This window comes from Xanthocytophaga flava (assembly GCF_030068545.1).
GTDB lineage: Bacteria > Bacteroidota > Bacteroidia > Cytophagales > 172606-1 > Xanthocytophaga > Xanthocytophaga flava.
The window spans coordinates 139,023-160,688 of sequence record NZ_JASJOR010000013.1 but is presented as its reverse complement, the minus strand read 5'-3'; the positions used below and the strand labels follow the sequence as shown (position 1 = coordinate 160,688).

At 37.7% G+C, this 21,666-nt stretch carries 20 protein-coding genes; 7 read left to right on the top strand and 13 right to left on the bottom strand.

All coding sequences use genetic code 11. The annotated features are described in order from the left end of the window. Positions 1 to 27 precede the first annotated feature (27 nt). From QNI15_RS19730 to QNI15_RS19705, 6 genes are all read right to left on the bottom strand, one after another. Positions 28 to 444 (bottom strand): hypothetical protein, encoded by a 417-nt coding sequence (locus QNI15_RS19730; RefSeq protein ID WP_313990861.1) that lies wholly within the window; start codon positions 442 to 444, stop codon positions 28 to 30. A gap of 47 nt (positions 445 to 491) precedes the next feature. Then, positions 492 to 701 (bottom strand): hypothetical protein, encoded by a 210-nt coding sequence (locus QNI15_RS19725; protein WP_313979030.1) that lies wholly within the window; start codon positions 699 to 701, stop codon positions 492 to 494. Positions 702 to 734: 33 nt separating this feature from the next. Next, positions 735 to 1,367, bottom strand: a complete 633-nt coding sequence (locus QNI15_RS19720) for a hypothetical protein (RefSeq protein ID WP_313990864.1) — start codon at positions 1,365 to 1,367, stop codon at positions 735 to 737. A 44-nt stretch (positions 1,368 to 1,411) separates the two neighbouring features. Next, positions 1,412 to 1,657, bottom strand: coding sequence for a hypothetical protein (locus QNI15_RS19715; RefSeq protein WP_313990867.1), 246 nt, complete (start codon positions 1,655 to 1,657; stop codon positions 1,412 to 1,414). A gap of 18 nt (positions 1,658 to 1,675) precedes the next feature. Continuing rightward, positions 1,676 to 3,829 carry a TonB-dependent receptor gene (locus QNI15_RS19710; RefSeq protein ID WP_314033147.1) on the bottom strand — a complete coding sequence of 718 codons (2,154 nt, stop codon included), beginning with the start codon at positions 3,827 to 3,829 and terminating at the stop codon, positions 1,676 to 1,678. A gap of 168 nt (positions 3,830 to 3,997) precedes the next feature. Further along, a complete protein-coding gene (locus QNI15_RS19705) occupies positions 3,998 to 4,753 on the bottom strand; it encodes a TerC family protein (RefSeq protein ID WP_313990874.1) in 756 nt (251 codons plus the stop codon). A 265-nt stretch (positions 4,754 to 5,018) separates the two neighbouring features. On the opposite strand from QNI15_RS19705, the gene QNI15_RS19700 reads away from it, so the two are divergent. The 4 genes from QNI15_RS19700 to QNI15_RS19685 all read left to right on the top strand — a co-directional run bounded on the left by QNI15_RS19700 (position 5,019) and on the right by QNI15_RS19685 (position 11,833). Beyond that, a complete protein-coding gene (locus QNI15_RS19700) occupies positions 5,019 to 5,378 on the top strand; it encodes a BlaI/MecI/CopY family transcriptional regulator (protein ID WP_313990876.1) in 360 nt (119 codons plus the stop codon). Between the two features lie 237 nt (positions 5,379 to 5,615). Next, positions 5,616 to 7,214, top strand: a complete 1,599-nt coding sequence (locus tag QNI15_RS19695) for a M56 family metallopeptidase (RefSeq protein WP_314033146.1) — start codon at positions 5,616 to 5,618, stop codon at positions 7,212 to 7,214. 80 nt (positions 7,215 to 7,294) lie between these two features. After that, positions 7,295 to 9,685, top strand: coding sequence for a bifunctional UDP-N-acetylmuramoyl-tripeptide:D-alanyl-D-alanine ligase/alanine racemase (locus tag QNI15_RS19690; protein ID WP_314033145.1), 2,391 nt, complete (start codon positions 7,295 to 7,297; stop codon positions 9,683 to 9,685). Between the two features lie 51 nt (positions 9,686 to 9,736). Then, positions 9,737 to 11,833 (top strand): Ig-like domain-containing protein, encoded by a 2,097-nt coding sequence (locus QNI15_RS19685; protein ID WP_313990884.1) that lies wholly within the window; start codon positions 9,737 to 9,739, stop codon positions 11,831 to 11,833. Positions 11,834 to 11,941: 108 nt separating this feature from the next. On the opposite strand, the gene QNI15_RS19680 is transcribed toward QNI15_RS19685, so the two are convergent. Together QNI15_RS19680 and QNI15_RS19675 are read right to left on the bottom strand one after the other, a co-directional pair. Next, the gene (locus QNI15_RS19680; RefSeq protein WP_314033144.1) at positions 11,942 to 12,706 is read right to left on the bottom strand and encodes a hypothetical protein; all 765 of its coding nucleotides are present in this window, start codon (positions 12,704 to 12,706) and stop codon (positions 11,942 to 11,944) included. A 44-nt stretch (positions 12,707 to 12,750) separates the two neighbouring features. Further along, positions 12,751 to 13,056, bottom strand: coding sequence for a DUF4286 family protein (locus tag QNI15_RS19675; RefSeq protein ID WP_313979056.1), 306 nt, complete (start codon positions 13,054 to 13,056; stop codon positions 12,751 to 12,753). Between the two features lie 240 nt (positions 13,057 to 13,296). On the opposite strand from QNI15_RS19675, the gene QNI15_RS19670 reads away from it, so the two are divergent. Next, the gene (locus QNI15_RS19670; protein WP_314033143.1) at positions 13,297 to 13,896 is read left to right on the top strand and encodes a carotenoid biosynthesis protein; all 600 of its coding nucleotides are present in this window, start codon (positions 13,297 to 13,299) and stop codon (positions 13,894 to 13,896) included. A gap of 274 nt (positions 13,897 to 14,170) precedes the next feature. Then, positions 14,171 to 15,064 carry a MerR family transcriptional regulator gene (locus tag QNI15_RS19665; RefSeq protein WP_314033142.1) on the top strand — a complete coding sequence of 298 codons (894 nt, stop codon included), beginning with the start codon at positions 14,171 to 14,173 and terminating at the stop codon, positions 15,062 to 15,064. 59 nt (positions 15,065 to 15,123) lie between these two features. Here QNI15_RS19665 and QNI15_RS19660 read toward each other — a convergent pair whose 3' ends face one another. The 4 genes from QNI15_RS19660 to QNI15_RS19645 all read right to left on the bottom strand — a co-directional run bounded on the left by QNI15_RS19660 (position 15,124) and on the right by QNI15_RS19645 (position 19,826). Beyond that, on the bottom strand, positions 15,124 to 16,164 hold the full coding sequence (locus QNI15_RS19660) for a patatin-like phospholipase family protein (protein ID WP_313990893.1): 1,041 nt from the start codon (positions 16,162 to 16,164) through the stop codon (positions 15,124 to 15,126). Positions 16,165 to 16,405: 241 nt separating this feature from the next. After that, on the bottom strand, positions 16,406 to 16,996 hold the full coding sequence (locus tag QNI15_RS19655) for a hypothetical protein (RefSeq protein ID WP_313990896.1): 591 nt from the start codon (positions 16,994 to 16,996) through the stop codon (positions 16,406 to 16,408). 1,194 nt (positions 16,997 to 18,190) lie between these two features. Then, positions 18,191 to 18,907, bottom strand: a complete 717-nt coding sequence (locus tag QNI15_RS19650; protein ID WP_314033141.1) for a DUF5343 domain-containing protein — start codon at positions 18,905 to 18,907, stop codon at positions 18,191 to 18,193. 274 nt (positions 18,908 to 19,181) lie between these two features. Then, complete coding sequence (locus QNI15_RS19645) at positions 19,182 to 19,826, bottom strand: hypothetical protein (RefSeq protein ID WP_313990902.1); 645 nt, start codon at positions 19,824 to 19,826, stop codon at positions 19,182 to 19,184. 365 nt (positions 19,827 to 20,191) lie between these two features. On the opposite strand from QNI15_RS19645, the gene QNI15_RS19640 reads away from it, so the two are divergent. After that, positions 20,192 to 21,079, top strand: coding sequence for a DUF3822 family protein (locus QNI15_RS19640; RefSeq protein ID WP_313979075.1), 888 nt, complete (start codon positions 20,192 to 20,194; stop codon positions 21,077 to 21,079). A 92-nt stretch (positions 21,080 to 21,171) separates the two neighbouring features. Here the strand turns inward: QNI15_RS19640 and QNI15_RS19635 are convergent, their stop codons facing one another. Beyond that, on the bottom strand, positions 21,172 to 21,633 hold the full coding sequence (locus QNI15_RS19635; protein ID WP_314033140.1) for a DUF3299 domain-containing protein: 462 nt from the start codon (positions 21,631 to 21,633) through the stop codon (positions 21,172 to 21,174). Positions 21,634 to 21,666: the final 33 nt, after the last annotated feature.

The window sequence follows — 21,666 nt, the reverse complement described above, 5'->3', positions numbered from 1 at the left end:
TATAAGCCCTATGATAATTGTATTGATTTAATCACTATCTCTCTGTTCAATAACAGACCCTCCATACAGGTTGATATTTGACACTTGTGGAGAACCAGAAAAGACCAGGATACTTGCTCTCTTTAGACATACCGAATGAATAATACGACTCACCGATAATTCCAGGCATGCTCCCCAGTCAGCCAGTTCGATGGTTGCCTCTTCACAGAAAAAGCTATTCAGATTCAGATAACTTCCAGCTGTTGCTCTTTTCACAATCAGGTGTTTACATTCACCATAAATTTCTATGGTACTCCCTCCTACGATACTCAGTTCTATTGTATTCTCAGGGCATTTAACGATAGCGAAAACACTACTTCCACCACCGATGGAAATAGCAGCATCCTGATTGGTATCCCATACAATTTTTTCTTTTTGTCCAACAGAGACTTCCAGTGTTTTCATAGATGATATACTATTTTGGCAATCTGATTGACAGATCTTTTATACAGTTATAGCTCTTCGCATTGAAACCCTAATGTATGTAAAATATCAATAATTTTCTGTGCAGATAAGCTAATGGTTTCAATACGTAATACTTTATCGCAATCAGCCAGATCCAGGTTCCATTTCAGAATATCCGGGATCTGGCTCAATTGCAACTGAATATTTCTTAGAGCATTTTTCGATTTTACATTTGTTTTAAAAACTAAAACGTCCATCCGAAAAAGTTTTAGATAGATACTAACAAAATTCTATTGACATTTTTTCAGCATTTCTTCGTTATATTCTTTTCCCCACACAGGTGCAATGTTAGAAGCCGGTTTAAAACTTTCATATTTTGTTTTTGCCTTCTGAAAAAGTGGGCAGGCATTTTTAGCACCTCCACCAAATGGTTCGGGGGTATAAAATAAGTTTGTGCCTTTCAGATAATAAATCCGGGGGTTCTCTGAATTTACTTTTTCTGCTTTTTGCAGATTCTCCTCAAAAATCTTTCCTTGAGTTTGCCAGCGGTTCTGTCCATCTACAGATAGATTTGCCATTGCTACATATGCCTTCATGACATACGTTTCATCATTGTCTGTTTTCAGTTCTGATAACAAACTCTCTGCTTTGGTTACATACTGGTCTTTTTTCTGGCTATCATTTTCCATAAAAGACATATTTGCATAACAATAGGCAGCATAGTAATTAGGCATCCATTCTCCTGCCGAATTTTTACCAATCATTTCAAACTTATTGGCTACAGCCTGAAAGTCTTCTACTGATTTTGCTGTTTTCATTTGAGTGAGAGCAGCTTCAACAGCTTTGACAAATTTTTCATCGGCAGCAAAAGTGCTTACTATCCCTGCCATCAGAATAAAAAGGGTTACAAGGGTCTTTTTCATAATTGTACCTATAAGATTAAGTGAATAATTGTGTAAGTTGTTTATCAGATTGTTTTTCTTTTTTCTGTTGAAACCCGGTAAGTTCGGGTAGTTCCTTTGAAATGTTTCCTTGCCAGATGTCCCAGCCATAACCAGAACCCGGAAAGGATAACTAATGGTAAAATAACCCACTTTACCATTCTGGCTGCTTCTGGTATGTTGGCCACTGGTCCATAGACATAACCCAGAATGGGAATGCTTGCCAGAATATGGAACCAGCGGATAACTTTTCGTTCAATAGCTGCTTTCATAGTTGTCTGTAGTATAGGCTAGGACTTAGATTTTTTCAGCTTATCAATTGTTATATTCACTCCCAGAAATACTGACCGATAGGTGGGTGGACTTGTAGGTATTCTATTCTTGCCATCTGCACTATAGCGATATCCAAAAACATTTTGGGTACCCAGCACATTACTAACCTCTGCATAAATCACTGTGAAGTTTCCACCAATACTAGTCAGATAGTTGAAACTCATACTCAGGTTGTGATAAGCAGGAGTATGGGCTGACATAAATTCCTGCTCATTGGGATTATAGTAAGGCCGTCCACTGCTATAGGTGTAGGAAGCATTGGCCTGCAGATTGATTTTTGAAAAATATCGTTTATACAAGACACTGAAATTGTGAGTAGAAGCGAAAGAAGGCATAACCTTTGCCAGATAGTTAGCAAACAATCGCTTTGTATCCAGATAGGAATAAGAGATCCAGTATTCTGAGTTTTTAAAGGTTTTTCGATCTCTGAAGAACACATCAAACCCCTGGGCATAGCCACCACCCGAGTTATCTGTTCTCCCGTATGGAAACCGATAGGCGTTCGCATCAAATGGCTCATCCATAAACTCTCTGACCAGTTGAGAATAGCTCTTATAATAGGCTTCGACCCGAAAAGTGCGGTCATTTCGTATTCGCTGATAGTTCAGAATGAAATGCTCTGCTTTTTCAAAGTCCAGCTTCTTATTAATATACAGGTAGAGTTGATTAGGATTTTGATAAAACTGCCCATAGGCTAAAGATATCTGGCTGTAATCACTGGTCTTATAGGCCAATGATAATCTGGGTGCAACATTCCATCGATGAATAACCTGTGAATACTCATTCCGGATACCTGCTCTTCCTACCAACTTATGGGTAATGTGTACATCTGTCTCCAGAAAGTTGGCCCAGTATACATCCCGAAAGGAAGTTTTGTACTCGTCAAACTGATTCTTGTATTCATAGGTGTGTAACTCTGTTCCTACGCTGACTGCCACGTCATTTGTAAAATCGCGGGTAAACATAATGCGTCCCTGTGTACGACTATCACCACGACTTGCATCAGCTGTATCAAGTCTAAGATCATCCTTATTAAAGCTTTGTGAAAATCCGATATAGAGTTTTCCCTTGTCAAAAGCCTCTGTATAGGATACATTTGAGTAAAAATTCTGATTCTTTAGTCCAAAAGTAGATTTTCCTGAATCAGTGGTTTCATCGGATGCTGTCAAACCTAATGTATTACCTGCCAGGTTTGCATATACTTTCAACATCCCTGTCGCAGAGGTCTGCTTGCGAAAATTAGATGCGAAGCTATATCCTTGTGGCGCTTTGTGCCACTCTATATTTTGCGAGTTAAGATTAAACAAGATAGGTCCAACATTGAAATAGCTACCGTTAAAATCTAATGACGTTTTCTCCCAGCGTTGTGTATATCCTCCGTATACACTAGCAAAATTGATTCCGCCATTTATCTGTGATTTCTCAGGAAGATCATTGCTATTTAAAACCAGTACAGAGGATAACGCCTGTCCATATTGTGCGGAATAGCCTCCCGTACTAAAAGCAGTACCTTTAAACTGAAAGGGAGAGAAACGGCCCCGTTGCGCTACATTTGGGACACTACTAAAGAATGGATTCTGTACAATTAAACCATCAATGACAGCTTTTGTCTCAGTGCCAGATCCTCCTCTTACAAACAAACCTTCCTGTTCACCCACCTGTGAGGTTCCTGGCAGAGATTGCAAAGCCCGAAATATGTCTGCACCCGCACCAGCTGTAGTAACAATATCAAGAGGTTTCAGAATAGTAGTTCGTTTTTCATCGCTTGCCTCGAAAACCCCTGCTGTAATGACAACCTCATTTAAGGTAGCATTTTTTGATTCAGCTAAAACGATAGTTAAGGTAATTGACTTACCTAGTTGCAGTTTCTGCTCAGAGTTTTCGTATCCTATGAAACTTACTACCAGTGTGGCTGTATCTTTTTCGTCAGTAATTAACTTAAAGTTTCCTTCGCCATCGGTAGTGGCACCATCGTATGTTCCCTTCAGATAGACACTAGCACCAGCTAACGCCTCCTTTTTAGCATCTGTAACTTTGCCTGAAATACTAGTCTGAGCCCATATCCAACTAGTAGACATCAAAAAAAAGCAAAGAGTAAAAAATGTTTTCATAGTTACGGTTTGTTTTGAGTGCGTAACAAAGAAAATAACACTTCACTCCTTGTGCCATTGCTTTCCGATGAACTATGGTAAATAAGGGAGTAAAATCAGGATTTCGGGATGTAAAAAAAGCCATCAACTTTCGCTGATGGCTTTGGAAATATATACGAATAGTTAGGATCAATAATCTTTCAATTCCTGATTGCGCAGTTTGACAGGCTTTGTCCGCTTACGGATTTGCATATTAATAATCTCAATTAATACAGCAAATGCCATAGCAAAATACACATACCCTTTATCTATATGGAATCCGAATGCTTCCATTGCCAGCAAGAATCCAATCATAATCAGAAAGGACAATGCCAGGATTTTGAATGTTGGATGACGGTTGATAAAATCATTGACTGCTTTCGCAAATATTGCCATAATAATAGATGACAAAATCACGGCAATAATCATAATAGGAACTTCTTTTACCAACCCAATAGCAGTCAGGATTGAGTCAAATGAAAATACCAGATTAATAACTGTAATTTGTAAGATTACCCAACCTAATGCATTAGATTCATTTGCTTTTGTTGCTGTTGCTTGTTCTTCTTCTTCTCCCTCCAGCTTACCATGAATCTCTGAAACACTTTTTCCTATCAGGAAGAATCCTCCCACCAGCAAAATCAGATCCTTACCAGTAAACTCCCTTCCAAAAAGGGAAAACCAGGGATCTTGTAACGCAATAATCCAGGAAAGGCCAAATAATAGCAGGATACGAATAACCACTGCCAGGATTAACCCTATATTTCTTGCCTTTGCTTGATTTGCCTGAGGCAACTTGTTGGATATGATGGAAACAAAAATAATGTTATCAATGCCTAACACTATTTCCAAAAGTGTCAGGGTAAACATACTAATGACTGCTTGTGTAGTGAATAATGACTCCATAAATTGATTAACGGTTGATTGCAGTGTTGATGGCCTGTTTGATCAAATGTAACCCATCCAAACAAATAGACAAAAGAAAACAATAGAAATAGTGTCGGCAATAAACAGATAACCAGCATTTTAAAAAATACTTTTTTTCATATTGCCTTACATTGTTACGCCTGACCAGATGATACATAGTCTTTTCCACTACCAAAACTATAGATCTCGTTTAAAAACTATAAAAATAGTTTAATAACTATATAAATAGTTTTACATTTACTTTATGGAAAAATTAACAGCGAAAGAAGAAGAGGTTATGCAGGTAGTATGGCAGGCAGGCAAAGGATTTGTCAAAGACTTTATGCCGCTTATACTTGAGCCCAAGCCACACTATAATACTCTCTCTACAATAATCCGTAATCTGGAAGAGAAGGGTTATATCTCCCATAAAGAATATGGAGGCAGTTACGAATACTATCCTGTGGTAACTAAGGAAGAATACAGACAGGCCTTCATCGGAAAAGTTATTGCCAATTATTTTGATAACTCTTACAAAAGTCTGGTTTCTTTCTTTGCCAGGCAGGATAAGATTTCAGCGGAAGAGTTGAAAGAGATTGTAGAGATGATTCAGAAAAAGCAATAAAATTCTGAAAAGTAGTTTCTATCCAAAACTTATTACCTTATGGCCTTTTTATTATTTCTGGTCAAGTCCAGTTTCCTTTTAGGAATGTTTTTCGGATTGTATTGGGCTATTCTTCGATTTGACACATTCCATCACAGTAAGCGATAGGTTTTGCTGGGCGGCCTTGTATTCAGCATATTGATTCCTTTAGTAAAAACAGATTTATTCAATTTTGTACCTGTATCAGGAACAAAAGGGGTGTCAGCCATAAATGCATCCTTGGATTACTGGCTTTTAGTAAAAAACCACATTGAGAATGCAGCAACCCAGACAGACTCTGAAACCAGCAATACTTTAAAACTTACGAACTGGCTTGTATACATTTACAGCATTGTGTCAGCAGTTTTTGCTATATGGTTTATTATTCGTGTATGGGCAATAGTAAGGCTACTCAGATCCTGTCATTTCCAACAGGCAAATGGATACAAGTGTGGCACTCATGTCCAAGTAGATAGTCCTTTTTCTTTTTTCGGATGGATACTTCTCCCCCCTTCACTGTCAGATACTCACCTGATACAGCAAGTACTGGCACATGAGTCAGCTCATGCAAGGCAATGGCATACAGTTGACATCCTGTTAGCAGAATTATATACGATACTTTTCTGGTTCAATCCTGTTACCTGGCTTTATAAACAACACATACGTCTGAATCTGGAGTTCCTTGCAGATAATGCCGCCCTTCAAACAGGTATCAAGACACGAGATTATCAGTTAAGTCTCCTGAAAATTAACACCCAAACCTCTGACTTTGTTTTAACAAATCATTTTCATCATTCTTCACTAAAATCACGTATACATATGATGAATCGTAGCCAATCTTCCGTTCGATTATATGCTAAATATAGTTTATTCCCAGTTCTGACATTAGGATTATTCTTTCTGTTTCAACTAGCGCATGCCCGAAATACAACAGTAATTCCTATTTCGCTTACAGACATCACACAAGTTATTGCTTCCACTTCAGGTAATATAATTACACCTGTAAAACAAGCTAAGAAGAATCAGTCAACTGGATATCTATTAAAAGGCTGGGTTAAAGATACAGACACAGGCAAACCTATAGCCGGCGCTATTATTTATCCAGTTGGCGAGACATATGGCACAACGACAGCAAGAGATGGAGATTTCACATTGAATATTCATCAAAAGAAGTTACAAATGGTTTTTAAACACCCAGATTACCTGGAAATGCCTCCACAAACTATTGACCTCTCGGATCAATCTTCTGCAGAGAAAACAATCTGGATGAAAATCAAGCCAGCTCTTAGTGTTTCTGCTGATGCATCTCTAAATGGACCATTTCCTAATGAATTTACCATCCCGACTGATCCGCTTTATATTATAGATGGTAAGAAGGTCACCCCGGCAGATATAAAGAAAATTGATCAGTCAATCATTGAGGCAATTGATGTACTGAAAGGAGAGAAGGCAATAGATAAATATGGAGAAGAAGGAAAAAATGGAGTAGTAATCATTACTCTTAAACAAGGAAGTGCATCAAAGAAAGATTCTGGCATAGAAGTGCATGTAAAACCATCCTTTACACTCACTGAGAATGACTCTAAAGAAGATTCTGGTAAGGAGATAAAAGTAAAACCCTCTAACCTGTCAAACCAAAATGATAAAAATCCTCCGCTTTATATTGTAGATGACAAACAAATAACAAAAGGAGAAATGGATAAAATTGATCCGCAAACAATTGAAAGTATTAACGTGCTCAAAGATGAATCTGCCACAAAGAAGTATGGAGACAAAGGAAAAAACGGAGTAATAGAAATTAATCTTAAGAAAAAATAATCTTTTAATATCCTCTGGTGATGCCCCACAAGGTTTTAAAAATCCTGTGGGGTTTTGTTTTGACAGGCTATCTTTGTGGCATGCTATATTTCAGCCAACTTCCCGAAATTACAGGTGGAAAAATACTTTCTGCTACAACGATATCCTCACCTATTGAACACCTGTTGATTGACAGTCGCAGATTAACTGCCCCAGCTACTTCCTTATTTTTTGCTATCAACGGAGAACGACATGATGGTCATCAGTTTGTAAAAGATCTCTATGCAAAAGGGGTGCGGCAATTCGTTATTGAAGAAAACAACTCCTACATATCAACAGCAACAGACTTACAAGATGCACTGGTAATCATAGTCTCTAATAGCGTAAGAGCTCTTCAGCGAATAGCAGCATGGCATCGAAACCAATTTTCTATTCCCGTAATAGGAATAACAGGTAGTAATGGAAAAACTATTGTCAAAGAATGGCTTACCACTTTACTCAGCAATAAGTATCAGGTTGTCAAAAGTCCACGAAGTTATAACTCTCAGGTAGGGGTACCCTTATCAGTCTGGCAGATAAATGGCTCCCATACCTTGGGAATCTTTGAGGCTGGCATTTCACAACCAGATGAAATGGTATACCTGGAAAAAACCATACAACCTACAATTGGCATATTTACCAATATAGGTACCGCCCACGATGAAGGATTCATCAGCAGACAGCAAAAGATTGCTGAGAAAGCAAAATTATTTGAACATTGTGAAGCTGTAGTTTATTGTGAAGAACACACTGAAATTCACGAATACCTTTCAGCTCATTTACCCAGTCACATAAAACGATGGACCTGGAAAAGGATAGATATGTCTCTGGCATCTATGGGAAAAGGGGAAAGCGAAAATCTTATGCATTGTATTACATTAATGCAGCACCTGGGAATTAGCCAAACAGAGATAGAAACACAATTACAACTGATACATCCGGTATCGATGCGACTTGAATTAAAACAAGGCATCAGAGGCTGCTATCTGATAGATGATACCTACAACAATGATCTTGCTGGCTTACAGATTGCACTGGACTTTCTGAGTAATCAACAACAACGAGCAAAAAAAACAGTTATATTATCTGATGTATTGGAGTCTGGCGAACCCGAGAAACAACTTTATACACGTATTGCAGCGTTAGTACACTCCAAAAACATAGACAGACTGATCGGAATTGGAGAAGTCATATCACGCAATGCAGATTGTTTTAACATCCCGACACTTCTATTTCCAACTACGGAATCCTTTTTAAAGAAAGCACACACATTATTCTCCAACGAGCTCATTCTTATAAAGGGAGCCCGAACCTTCCGGTTTGAACGAATCATCCAGAAACTTCAGCAAAAAACACATGGCACTGTGCTGGAAATAAACCTGGATGCGATTGTCCATAACCTCAATTACTTTCGTAGCAAACTCAAGCCTCACACCAAACTTATGGCAATGGTCAAAGCTTTTGCTTATGGTAGTGGTAGTGCAGAAGTGGCCAGCCTACTTCAGTTTCATCGGGTAGACTATCTGGCAGTGGCCTATGCAGATGAAGGAGTTATACTTCGCGAAAATGGTATTACCCTTCCTATAATGGTAATGAATCCATCAGAAGAAACTTTTCAGCAAATAATTGATTACCAGCTGGAACCTGAAATTTACAGTCCACGTATATTGCAGGAATTCCTCAATTTTCTGGAAAACAATGACCAATCGGCTAAGATTCATGTCAAGGTTGAAACAGGTATGCATCGTTTGGGCTTTGAGGAAGAACATATCCCTCAATTAATTAATAAACTTCAAAACAACCATCATCGTGTACAGGTTGCAGCTATTTTCAGTCACCTGGCCGCTTCTGATGATCCCACAGAAAGAGAGTATACGCTTCAGCAGATCAAACAACTTGACAAGATTTCATCTCTGCTGACAGAAGCATTGGGCTATAAACCTATCCGACATATTGTTAATTCTGCTGGAATTGCTCACTATCCGGAAGGACAATTTGATATGGTACGTTTAGGAATTGGTCTTTATGGAGTGGGAGCAAATGAAACAGAACAAGAACATCTGAAAACTGTAGGTACTCTTAAAACTACTATCTCACAAATTAAACATGAAAAACCGGGTGAAACAGTTGGATACGGACGCCGGGGCAAGGTAACCAGAGATAGCACTACTGCAACTATTGCCATTGGGTATGCAGACGGGTTTGACAGACGTTTTAGTATTGGCACAGGCAGTGTATGGATCAATGGTCAGCTTGCACCTGTAATAGGTAGCGTGTGTATGGATATGAGTATGGTAGATATCACAAATATTGAAGCGCAGGAAGGTGATGAAGTAATCATTTTTGGCGAGCAACTCCCTGTTCAACAACTAGCTAGATGGGCAGGTACAATTCCATATGAGATTATGACGGGAATTAGCGAACGAGTCAAACGCATTTTTTATACTGAGTGATTATTTTTCAGTAACTTTGGGAGTTACCATACTCTACTTTATTCTGATTCCATGAAGCTACGTCTATTCTTTTTTCAATTTCTTTTCGTATCACTGCTTTTCACCATAAATGTATTTGCAACCCACTTACGTGCAGGACAGATAACAGCAGTACGGGATCCAAACAATCAGAGTACCCTTACTTATATCTTTACCCTTACTCTTTACCGAGATACACAAGGTGTTGACCAGCCTACGGCTATACTAGGCATTGTTCCTATTCTAGCCAATGGACAAAGAGGGAATGTGATTGCGTCGCCTGACGCGGATGCGAATACTCCTAGACGAACTGTAGGGGTAAATATTGAAGAGATTACCTATACCTTCACTTACACTTTTCCAAGTCAAGGCTCTTATGTGATTTACTTTCAGGAGCAGAACAGAAATGCGGAAATTGTCAATATGAGTAATTCAGTTAATACACCTTTTTATGTAGAAACTGTGCTCAATATTCTTCCCAGCATTGGCTCCAACAGCACCCCACAACTACGAAATCCTCCGGTTGACAATGCCGAAGTGGGACAAAAATTCACCCACAATCCGACTGCCTTTGATCCTGATGGAGATAGCCTGGCTTACAGAATGGTCATTCCCAGACAAAGCCCTACTCTCTCAGTAAGTGGCTATCAATCACCAGAAACAGTTGGCCCTCCATTGGGGACTCCCGAGGCAGGCTCTGACTCACCTACTTTTGTAATTAACTCTTTCACTGGAGACATCACCTGGGATGCACCTGGCGTCTATGAGATTGGAACAAAAGGATATGCAAATTATGGTGTTGCCTTTGCAGTCGAAGAATGGCGAAAAACCTCTGCCGGCTACACCAAAATCGGAGAGGTTATTCGTGATATGCAAATTACGGTCAGAAATCAATCCAATAAACGGCCTGAGCTGATTATTCCAAAAGATACTACCATTTTCGCGGGTACGGTACTTAAAGCTGTCATTCGTGCTACTGACCCGGATCAAAACCAATCGATTCGCATTTCCTCCGAATCGGCTATTTTCTCTACTGCAACTACCTTATTTCCTAATCAACCAGCCGCTACGCTCGATCCTCCCAACCATCCGCCCAAGGTCAGAGATCAGTACCAGTATCAGGGAAATCCGGCACAGAGCAACTTTGAATGGAAAACCACTTGTACGCAAGTTCGTGTACAACCTTATGATGTGGTATTCAAAGCTGAGGACAATGCCTCTTCACCTAATCAACTGACCAGTACCAAAACCTGGCGTGTTACGATTGTAAGCCAACCACCCACAAATGTACAAGCCCATGCAGATGGTCAATCTATAAAAGTAAGTTGGGATGCTTATACATGCAGTTCAAGAGCGCTATTATATATATGGAGAAAAGAAGGTTGTGAAATGGGAGTTATTCCTGCTTATACCATAGGTGCTCCGGCAAATTATACTTTAATCGGAAGAGCAAGCTTGATGACAACTTCCTTCTTGGATGAATTGGTAAAGCCAGGAACCTCCTATCAATATCTTGTATCTAGTAGTATAGACAACCGACTTCATTCATTAAGTACAGATCCATCCTGTACAAGTTTACTATTAAAACCAGGTACACCAACTACACAAATTACTTCACCTGCTTCTAATACTACAATAGCACCCTCTTCATCTCTTACAATCCAGGCCAATGCCACAGATACAGACGGCAACATTGCTAAAGTTGAGTTTTTTACTTTCAGAACCAAAATAGGGGAAGCTCTTACAGCTCCGTTTTCTATAACATGGGCTAATGTAAAGGAAGGTACCTATCCAATTTTCACAAGAGTAACAGACAATGAAGGTAATATCAATCTGTCAGATGAAATTATAGTAACTGTAAAAGATATAGTTAATGCAACAGAACCCCAGGTTAAAAGAAAACTCATTACTTATCCCAATCCATTTTTGGATGAGATTTTCATTCAATACAATTATCCAATACAAAGCATTTCGTTGATAAATCAATTGGGCGTAGAACAGCATATTTCCTATGAAGTAGTAGGTAATCAAAGCTATTTAGTGAAAACCAATTTCCTACCGGCGGGAATCTATCTTCTCAAAATTCAGGATAAGAATGGGCAACAACTCGTACAGAAAATAGTACATTGATTGGCTAATTAAATCATTTAAAGGTGTTTATCCAGATGTATATTTACTATCGGGTAAACACCTTTTCTTATTTCCTCAATTGCTTTTTATTGGAATCCAAAGCTAATTTTATAAGGCAACCTCCAGGCTCATGTCTATTTTTTCATTCCCCATAATCAGAATACCACTTTCAGGGTTTTCAAAAGGCAACGTACGCAGAATAATAGCCAGTTGTTTCTTTGTTTGTTGCAGGTAGGCAATATCACCAAGAGTTAGAGGTTGACGATAAATAAAATTGGCAAATTGCGGAAAAGAGCCTACCAAAGCATCTTTGGTATATATTTCCACTTCGTTTAACAAGGCAAGTGTTTGGCCTATGTAGAACGGAATAGTTTTCCAGATGTCGATATCATTAGTATATTTTGCGTCGAAGGAAGTTAGAGTAGTAAAATCCAGCAATTCCAGTGAATCAAGCTTATGATAGAATGGATGAATACCATTCAAAGTAGGCCGTATAGCAGATCGATAGTGTGTTCGGGTACAAAAAGTAAGAACTGTGCGAATGCACCGATAGATATTGAGTAGCAGATGTCGCTTTACTTTACGGGTAACTGGCAATGGATACTCCTGGGTATGCAATCCATAGGTATCAAATAAGGCATTGTTTAATCCATCAATAGTTGATTTGGACGGAATCGTATTTACGATGACTCCGTCCTGAATAGTGATAAGATTTATATTCCAGCTCACCTGATGATGTTGCCGATAGGCATTGATCCACTCCTGGCTGGTTTGTTTGTCAGGAATATGTTCACATTCCAGCAGTACATCCCTATCTAGACTGTTAGCCGAACCAAAAAAATAATAAGGTGCCTGTAATAAAGAAGTATCCATAGAAGAATGTATACTAAATGTAGTTACACAGTTAAGATATACAACTATTCTATTACTTCAAGCAATGTATGAAATGAAACATATTTCCCACCAAAACGTGCATCATGTTCCGTTCGTAAAGCAGTAGCATATTCGCTTTCGTACTTTTCGTAGTCTTCCATACTATTCATAAAGTATTGAAACGAATACGTAGTACCCCCATTCTCTATCTCTGTCAGGAGTTTCAATATTTTATTATCTACAAACAATCCTGTCAATAAAATATTCGGAATATGATGTTCACGCATCCATTGTATCCACTCATCGTGCACATTATCATCAATGTTAATGGTGATATTATATAATATCATAGGGTATGATTTGTGTTGTAAAGATATATTAGCAAAACAAAATAGGACGGTTGCCTTTTCTGCCGAAAAATAGAAACATTTACCGGAAAAAATTGTTCGTATAAAAAATAATCTCTCTTTCGCATTAAAAATAATGTCATTTAGCGGTTCATGACTCCTACCAAATCAAGCTTTACTTCTACATCCATTCCATTAGAAACTAGATCTACATTCTATAGAGCAATCCTTATCTTGTTGATAATGATGCATCTTGCAGGAATTATTGGGCTAAACTGGCAAGTGACTCAACCACTCTTTACGATTCTGGTACCTTTAAATCTACTTGCCACAACACTATTACTATTATTGTTTCAACCTGTTTTTGGTACTTCATTTTATATTTTCTGCTTGATCTGCTTCATAACAGGCTATCTGGTAGAACTTGCAGGAATAAAAACAGGAATCATTTTTGGTAACTATGAATATGGATCAACTCTGGGCTGGAAGATAGCTGGAGTGCCCGTAATCATCGGTTGTAATTGGCTTACCTTAATCTATTGTACAGGTGTTATTGCTCATACCTATCTGCGAACTAGTTGGCTAAGGCCTATTTTTGCTTCATTGTTAATGGTTCTAATTGATTATTTTATTGAACCAGTCGCCATGTATCTTGATTTCTGGTCGTGGCAAGATAATATTGTGCCTTTTCATAACTATCTAGGCTGGTTTATTACTTCATTCTTTCTGCAGTTAGTATTTTCAGCACTTGTACCTGTCAGGCAAAATTCGATGGCACTGCCTGTGTATCTGATACAATTTGCATTTTTTCTAAGTTGTAATTTGCTATATTACTTTCTTTAACTCTGCACAAGATAATAGGAGGCCTGCTTTAGAATAAATCTGCTTTAAATAAAATTTCAGTTTCTTTAAACAAATCATACAGTTATGTGTTTACCATGTATCCATCTATTTGTATCAGTTTGCGATATGAAAAAGAAACGTTTGGAGTCAGCTACGGGGGCCTGTGATTAAACAGGTTTGTCGCATATGTTATTCCCTCAATTGTTTTTATTAAAGTTTTATTTAGTCTTGCAGTAACAGCAAGTTATCTGTCTATGATTATACAGTATGTACTATGAGTGTGTATTCGATTAAAGATCTGGAAAACCTTTCGGGGATCAAAGCTCATACACTTCGGATCTGGGAACAACGCTATAATATAGTGACACCCAAGCGTACAGATACCAACATCCGGTATTATGATGACAATGATCTGAAATTAGTATTGAATATATCTTTGCTACAGGAGCATGGTTTTAAGATTTCCAAGATTGCTCAGATGCAGCCGGATATAATACACAGACAGGTGTTAGATCTCAGTGAACAAGATATACGGTATACAGATCAGATTCAAGCACTTACGATTGCAATGATTGATCTGGATGAAGAACGTTTTGAGAAAGTACTAACCAGGTGTGCCTTGCAAATGGGCTTTGAACAGACAATGATTCAGGTAATTTTCCCATTTCTAATCCGGATTGGTATATTATGGCAGACTGCTGCCATTACTCCTGCACAAGAGCATTTTATTTCACACTTAATACGTCAAAAAATAATAGTAGCAACAGATGGTCAGATAACAAACTACACGAATCAACAGTACAAGTACATGCTCTTTCTACCAGATGGAGAGTTGCATGAACTGAGTTTGTTATTTGCGAACTACTTACTGAAGGTACGAAAGCAAAAAGTTATCTATTTAGGGCAAAGTCTTCCTTTTCAGGATATAGAAAGCGTACACGCTATTCATAAACCTGATTATTTGTTTACCATAGTTACCTCTGTTCCAGGTCCGGACGAACTACAGCCTTATATTACTAAACTATCTCAGGCATTTCCTAGTACGACTATTTTACTCACTGGCTATCAAGCAGTGACCCAGTCCCTCGATTGCCCTAGCAATGTACTCATCATGAAGACAATTCAGGACTTTATCGAATTCATTGATAATCCATCTAAAACTTTATAGAAATGAAAAAGCCTTTCCTGCAGGAAAGGCTTTTTCATTTTATATCTGTAAAATATTGTTTATTCTGCAACTAAAAGATCCACCAGATTATTAAGTTTACCATCCATCTCTTCTGCAATATATTGTCCCAGTTCTTTCAGCGCCTGTACATTATTAACAGAAGCATTATCCATCTCGGCATTAATATCTATCCCTAGTTCAGGATTAATACGCAAGTATTGCCCCGCCATTTCCACAGCACCAAATATCTCCCGTAGCTGGTAATCTACTACATCAGCAGACGCAGAAGCTGTAATATCAATTAATGGTCGTGACCAGGAAGCCAGTCCCCAGTTTTTCGCATCATCAAACTCATAATGAAGTTTTGATTTGCCAGTTCCTAATGAGAATATAACCATCCCATTGGCAGTCACTCCTTTTTCTGCATTTTCAGGATGACTAAATAACTTTCGGGCCTCTGCATAGGCACACAATGTAGGGTTGTTAGCAAAGATTCCTCCATCAATCATAGCATAGCTAACACCTGAAAGAGACTGTAATCTCTTACACTCAAAGTAAGTAGGGCTAGCAGCAGTTGCACGTGCAATATCCCGTACAAAGAAGTCTTCAGAAGGTTTAGTTGCAGTATGTTGGGTGAAGAAATGTACTTCTCTCCGCGTAATGTCATAAGTCGGTACCAGACAAGGCTTTAACAAATGACTTAGATGCAAATCATCGAAGTACTCTTTTAGTAACTTTTCAAGTCCGTAGGATGAATATTTTTCATCTATAAGCCCTCCTACTGACAACAACTTATGATCGAATGTCTCTTCAAATATCTTCTTACCAAAACGAAGAAAGATATCAGCCACCTGAGGAGCTGAGAATCGGGCAGTTGTATTTTGAGGTTTGATGGGACTCAGATAGGCACAGGCCATAATTCCACCACTTCCACTCCCTGCAATCAAATCAAAATAATCAACCAGACGGGTCTCTGAACGTCCTGTTTTGGCTTTCAGTTTCTCTTCCAGAATAGCAAGTATTTGCCCTGGAATTATACTACGGATACCTCCGCCGTCAATAGAAAGAATACGAACGAACTTGCCAGCAGGCTTTCTCATAAGCTATGTAATCTGAAATTAAAGTTTTGCGGTTTGAACAACTCGACAGAGTCAAAGATAGTATATTGTTCCATTAATCTATATAATTACCAAAATATGAACCAATTAGTAGCTGTAAGGTTTGATTTGATTATTGTTTTTTCTACCTAAAAGCTACTCTTGTAAAAAGAAAAAAACCCAGGCTTAGTAGACTGGGTTTTTCATTAGATAGAAAAAAATCACTTTTTAACACCTGTTATCTTTATAATTGTACACGATTGACAACCTGACCTGCTGCTTTCACTTCGAAAGTCAGATTTTTTGCTTTTAATTTGCTCAGATCGTACACACGTGTAAAGCTTCCTTTTTGAGTAAGAACTTCAGAGTGAACTGCCTGACCAAATTTATCATAGATTGATATTTCTACTGCATCTGCTGTGTTACCTACCAGTCTCAATTGATATTTACCTTCTTCCAGAGGTTTAAACTCAGCCTTACGTACTGCATTTACAACTGCATTGCTATATGCTACAGCTAATTCTGTTTTACCAGCAGCATCTGTAATTAAAACGTTGTAATTTCCAGCAGGCATTCCTGTGAAGTTATATGGACGAATAAAGCCTTTTGAACTGAAAACTTCATCTTCCAACACCACGTTATTATCCTGATTTTTAATAGTCACTTTTACTAAACCCGACTTAGCAGAGCTATATACTAAGTTAAATACATTTGGACGGGCTGTTGTAGTCAAAACTGCACTCGCAGTACCTTTCGCATTATCCAGATTATCAGCAGCAAATACAGACGCATTAACAGCTATTGCTAATACGGCTAAGATGATTGACTTTTTCATAGTTTTGATTGATTTGATGTCTATAATATTTTTGATTAACTTATTTTCTTAGAGATTTACTTAGTTTGTCTGGCTTGCCTCTCATATCCCTTTTTCATTTTCTTAACGATACAAAGGTACTATGACTTTTACCTAAAAAAAGTATAATTAACCTCAAAAAGGGGATTCGTAATGAAAAGCCAAAAAGTTGAAATCACGCAAGGAAAAAGTAATACACTTACATTTGAAAAATCCTATTTTACACAAAACCTTCGCCCATCAATACTTAAGCAATAAGTTCTTTATAATGCATCCATTAGTACTTCTACAGCTTTTCAACGACTTCCCATAGTACAATATTTTTCAAAGGAAAGTCAAATTCTTGCAAATAACCTTTGTCTTATTTTTAGATATAAATATAACTTTTCCTATACGAAGGCATTCTACGGCGGAAAACCTTTATATATAAATAATACTAAAAACTAATCAAGATCTGCAATCAAGAACATTCTGTTTATTTTTTTCTCTAACCAACAAACTCATGTAAATTTGATGTAAGAAATTCTCTAAAAACGCAATTTTGGTAGCAAAAAATACACATAAAGAAAAACCTTTATTCTGGGAGAAAATACTCACACACAAAATAAACCACTGATAATCAATACAATACAAACTAAACACCCTATTCAGTAGACATAGAAAGGCAAAAAAATCTATGTAATAATTGTATCTGGGATAAAGTTTTTCCCGCCTTTTCCTTTATTGTTAATGAAAGTATTTTGTCTGCCTGCGTATAGTTCAAGTCAAAAACTTTTCTCGAAAGGATTAGGCAATCTGCTCATCACTAAAGAAATTGTATATAATTCCAATCACTTTTGAGTTTGACTAGAGTGCCAATCATTTTTGCTTTTGCGTATAACTAACGACAATTTTTATTTTGATCGGAATTCTGATCATTTTTTCTGTTGCGCATAGTTCACCGCAAAAACAAAATATGATTGGAATTCACCGCAAGAAGAGAAAGTGATCGGAATTCACGACAAAACTTCTATCTGCATAGAAGTTTGTCTCGTTGATGGGAGGATATGCGAATGCGGTCTCAGTAGAAACACCAATGGATTATGGATTTGCAGTAAATTCTGTCCCAGATGACTACAGAGGTAACTATCCCCTTTTTGGGTAGATACTGAAGTTTTCAAATTAATAGATTCATATCTATTCATGAAGCTTCTTTATGTTCTTCATTAAACTGGCAAATACCTGATCCAACTGGTCAGGGGTATATTCAGGAGATAACTGTATCTGGATGGTAATCTGGATATTTGGGGAAGAAGAAACAGCAGACGTAGGAACTGTTATTACATCCTTTGAATCAGATACATGGATTGTTTGAGGTTGTGGTTTGTCCTCTGCAAACAATGAACCTTGTTCAATACGGGATGTTACAGGACGTAATTTATTCTCTTTAGGTTTCTGGGCAGCTTCCAAATTAGCTTTTCCATTTCTCTGCTCACCCGGAATCACTGCTTCACACAACATTAGATAAAAAGCCGCCATTTTGCGGGCAGAAGCCTCTCCTACTCTGGCTTTATTCTTAAACCATGTTTCTACCTTAACTCTGTCAGCAGGGTCAATGACTGCATCATTAAGTTCTTGAGGATAAACAGTTCTACGGATCACATCACACACCTCTCCATACTTCTCATCATCACGCCAGTCATAGGCTAAATCGGTAGGCCGTCCGTCATCATCAATAAAACCAATGGCTCGTAAAGGTGGTAACACATTAGTACGTGCAGAATCTTCACCCATCTCAAAGTGCATTGCCAGAAATCCGGGAGTAATCTTAATATTTGGATTGCTCTGAAACTTTTTGCGTAACGCCCACCAGTTTGTTACAGAAAGTTTTGGATAGGAAATCTCACTTGCCATGGAGGATAAAATACAATGATGAAAATACGATTTCTGAATAGGGGCTTGAAAGATACTACTTTATTTGTTCATAATGCAATAATGAACCTATCTATAGCCTGTTTTTGTGGTAGCTATAAAGATTAGCAAAAGAATAGCAGTAGTATATGCAGGTATATTAACTCCCTATATCAGACAGGTTATCAACAACTTACCTAGTACTCATCATGCACTATCAATCAAATAGGTGAAGAAAAAACCTATTTGATTAATAATGCCATTTATAGGATATTTCTTACGAAAATGTTAGTTCTCGGGTTGTAACTATATACTTATCTCCATTTGTCTGCTCGTAGGTGATAGTGAAGATATGCTTTTTAGAGGATATAGGAGGCTTGGTTAGCCAGAGTGTGTAGGCCAGCTCAGGTGAGGGTTGCCCATTACTATAAGTTCGCAGATTGATGGCAACATCGTCTGACCAGGAGTTATAGAAGCCCATTTTCTTGATCAGAAATATTTCGGCCAAATCTGTACCCGCTGGGTGTTCAGTATCAAAATCTTGATTACTAGTAATTCGTATTGCACTGATTTTTTCTTTTGATCCCTGGTGCCCGTTAGGTAAAGGATCACAAGCCATTAAGGAGCTATAACTATTGATAGGCATAAGTGAATAATACTCTGCTTTTACTTCCATATTTATTCCTACTTTATTATAGGGATGCGAAGCTGTTTCAGGTAACGAATCCAAACGCACATATGGGTATCCATTGGTTGTTGTACTATCGATTAATACATTGATTGCTTTCCAGCCGTTTACCTTAAAATACTTCTGAGAAAAATTATCGCCACAGCCACATGTATCAAACCAGCAGCATCCTGTAAGAAATAAAGGTGCAACAGAGATAATAAATGCCAGAGATAAAATTTTAATAGTTTTCATAGAAAATAAAAAAGTTGACACATTGTAGACACTGTCAACTTTACAAAGGTTGCATCAAAAGTATAAAGGATATATTTTAGGGAAATAACAACAGTAGAAATACATACTCCCGCTGATCTATACCAGAATAAAATTATTTGTGGATCCGTTCACAAAAAAATATTATACCAGTAAAAAAGTTAGGGAATAATATGTATTTTGCTTACCGTTCATAATCAATCTTTTCTGTGGATTTTACCAGGCTATGGATGCTGCAGGTGTATAAGAAAATAGAATCTCAAAATTAGTTTATTAGGTTCGTATTCTGTAAACTTGTAAGCCTAAAAGAGGATAAAAAGGGTAAACACATAACTTATTATATTGAGTTGGAGACTACAGTAGTAAAGTTTAAACAAAATCAACTAATTAAAGATACAACTGTATTTGATATAGAGCTTATTCCTCAGTATGCACTAAATCTGGAATTAAGCAAGGATGGATTTAGAATAAGTGTAGTGGATACACATGCTAGCCGGTGCTTATGGCTTGAAGAGCGGCATTTCTCTGCACTATTACAAAAAGAACAACTGCTGGAACAACTGGATCTCCTGTATGAAGAACATGAATTTCTGAAAGCTGGATTCTGGCAAAAAATAAAAGTCTCTGTAAAAAATCAGTTTTTCACATTATTACCCAGCTCTTTGTTTTACAAGGAGCATGCCCGCAAGTATCTTCAATTGGCAACTCATACATTGCCTGAAAGTTATGAAGTACTCTACTATCGCCATCCACATAGTGAGATGGTGAACGTATTTGCAGAGGAAAGAAAGGTAATTGAATGGTTTCGTCAGAACTATCCTGCACGAAATGTAGAATTTGTACATTATTCAAGTGCATTGGTAGAAGGTGTATTTCATACAGAGCCAGTACCAGTACGATCAGTGACAGTATTGGTAGAGTCATCTCACCTGACAATCGCGGTCACTAATGGAAAAGTATTAGAGTATTGTAATACTTTTTTTTATGTAAGTGCTAATGATTTCTTGTATTATGTTATGCTGGTGTTTCACCAAATGCAACTTAACCCAGAAGTCCATAAGGTAACTTTGTATGGAGAAATCAGCCCGGAATCTGCAATATTCGAACAGTTATACAAATACATTCGCAATGTGGTATTTGGCCATAAGCCAAGTACACTGAAGTTCAGCTATCTTTTTGATGAATTGTATGATCATCGATATTTTGATGTGTACAATATCTATCTATGTGAATAAAAATTTACAGGCTATAAATTAAATAACGCTTAATCTATCTCTATAAGAAATAAGATTAAGCGTTATTTGTTTATGAGGTCGTCTATTGCCATTTACAAAACTGGACTTGCTTCTTCGAGAATATAGAACAAATGGTTCTCATCTGTTTCATTCAGTCGTAAGACACCACTTACCTGTACAGGCTTCGCAGTATAATCAAAAGAGGTAGAAGCTTTTACTTCTACGACAGATTCCGGACCCGCGCCACCACAAAAGAAACAATGACTAAACGGCACCATTGAAAGCATAAAATTCATCTGTTTTTTGGCTTCATCCAGTGGAATGATAAATCCTTTCAATGTGACACGTTTTCCGGCCAATGCCTTTAAATCTTTGCTGAATATAGGTTGAGGATAGTATCGGTCTGGAACATTTTTATACTCTACCGCCATTAAAGTTTTCCATAAATCTGCTGAAGATACTGTTGTAGCAATGGCCTGATCCTTAGGAGCTATCTGTGCCTGAAGGGTCAGACAACTAGCACAGATAAATAATAGAAAAACAATATGTTTCATAAAGGGTAGCTATAACTCTTTTGAGCGAAATAA

Coding starts and splice junctions, on each gene's coding strand:
- QNI15_RS19690 (WP_314033145.1), top strand. CDS start 7,295: ATGCTATATTTCAGCCAACTTCCCGAAATTACAGGTGGAAAAATACTT.
- QNI15_RS19645 (WP_313990902.1), bottom strand. CDS start 19,826: ATGAAAACTATTAAAATTTTATCTCTGGCATTTATTATCTCTGTTGCA.
- QNI15_RS19715 (WP_313990867.1), bottom strand. CDS start 1,657: ATGAAAGCAGCTATTGAACGAAAAGTTATCCGCTGGTTCCATATTCTG.
- QNI15_RS19705 (WP_313990874.1), bottom strand. CDS start 4,753: ATGGAGTCATTATTCACTACACAAGCAGTCATTAGTATGTTTACCCTG.
- QNI15_RS19730 (WP_313990861.1), bottom strand. CDS start 444: ATGAAAACACTGGAAGTCTCTGTTGGACAAAAAGAAAAAATTGTATGG.
- QNI15_RS19660 (WP_313990893.1), bottom strand. CDS start 16,164: ATGAGAAAGCCTGCTGGCAAGTTCGTTCGTATTCTTTCTATTGACGGC.
- QNI15_RS19725 (WP_313979030.1), bottom strand. CDS start 701: ATGGACGTTTTAGTTTTTAAAACAAATGTAAAATCGAAAAATGCTCTA.
- QNI15_RS19655 (WP_313990896.1), bottom strand. CDS start 16,996: ATGAAAAAGTCAATCATCTTAGCCGTATTAGCAATAGCTGTTAATGCG.
- QNI15_RS19720 (WP_313990864.1), bottom strand. CDS start 1,367: ATGAAAAAGACCCTTGTAACCCTTTTTATTCTGATGGCAGGGATAGTA.
- QNI15_RS19680 (WP_314033144.1), bottom strand. CDS start 12,706: ATGGATACTTCTTTATTACAGGCACCTTATTATTTTTTTGGTTCGGCT.
- QNI15_RS19710 (WP_314033147.1), bottom strand. CDS start 3,829: ATGAAAACATTTTTTACTCTTTGCTTTTTTTTGATGTCTACTAGTTGG.
- QNI15_RS19665 (WP_314033142.1), top strand. CDS start 14,171: ATGAGTGTGTATTCGATTAAAGATCTGGAAAACCTTTCGGGGATCAAA.
- QNI15_RS19675 (WP_313979056.1), bottom strand. CDS start 13,056: ATGATATTATATAATATCACCATTAACATTGATGATAATGTGCACGAT.
- QNI15_RS19685 (WP_313990884.1), top strand. CDS start 9,737: ATGAAGCTACGTCTATTCTTTTTTCAATTTCTTTTCGTATCACTGCTT.
- QNI15_RS19635 (WP_314033140.1), bottom strand. CDS start 21,633: ATGAAACATATTGTTTTTCTATTATTTATCTGTGCTAGTTGTCTGACC.
- QNI15_RS19650 (WP_314033141.1), bottom strand. CDS start 18,907: ATGGCAAGTGAGATTTCCTATCCAAAACTTTCTGTAACAAACTGGTGG.
- QNI15_RS19670 (WP_314033143.1), top strand. CDS start 13,297: ATGATGCATCTTGCAGGAATTATTGGGCTAAACTGGCAAGTGACTCAA.
- QNI15_RS19700 (WP_313990876.1), top strand. CDS start 5,019: ATGGAAAAATTAACAGCGAAAGAAGAAGAGGTTATGCAGGTAGTATGG.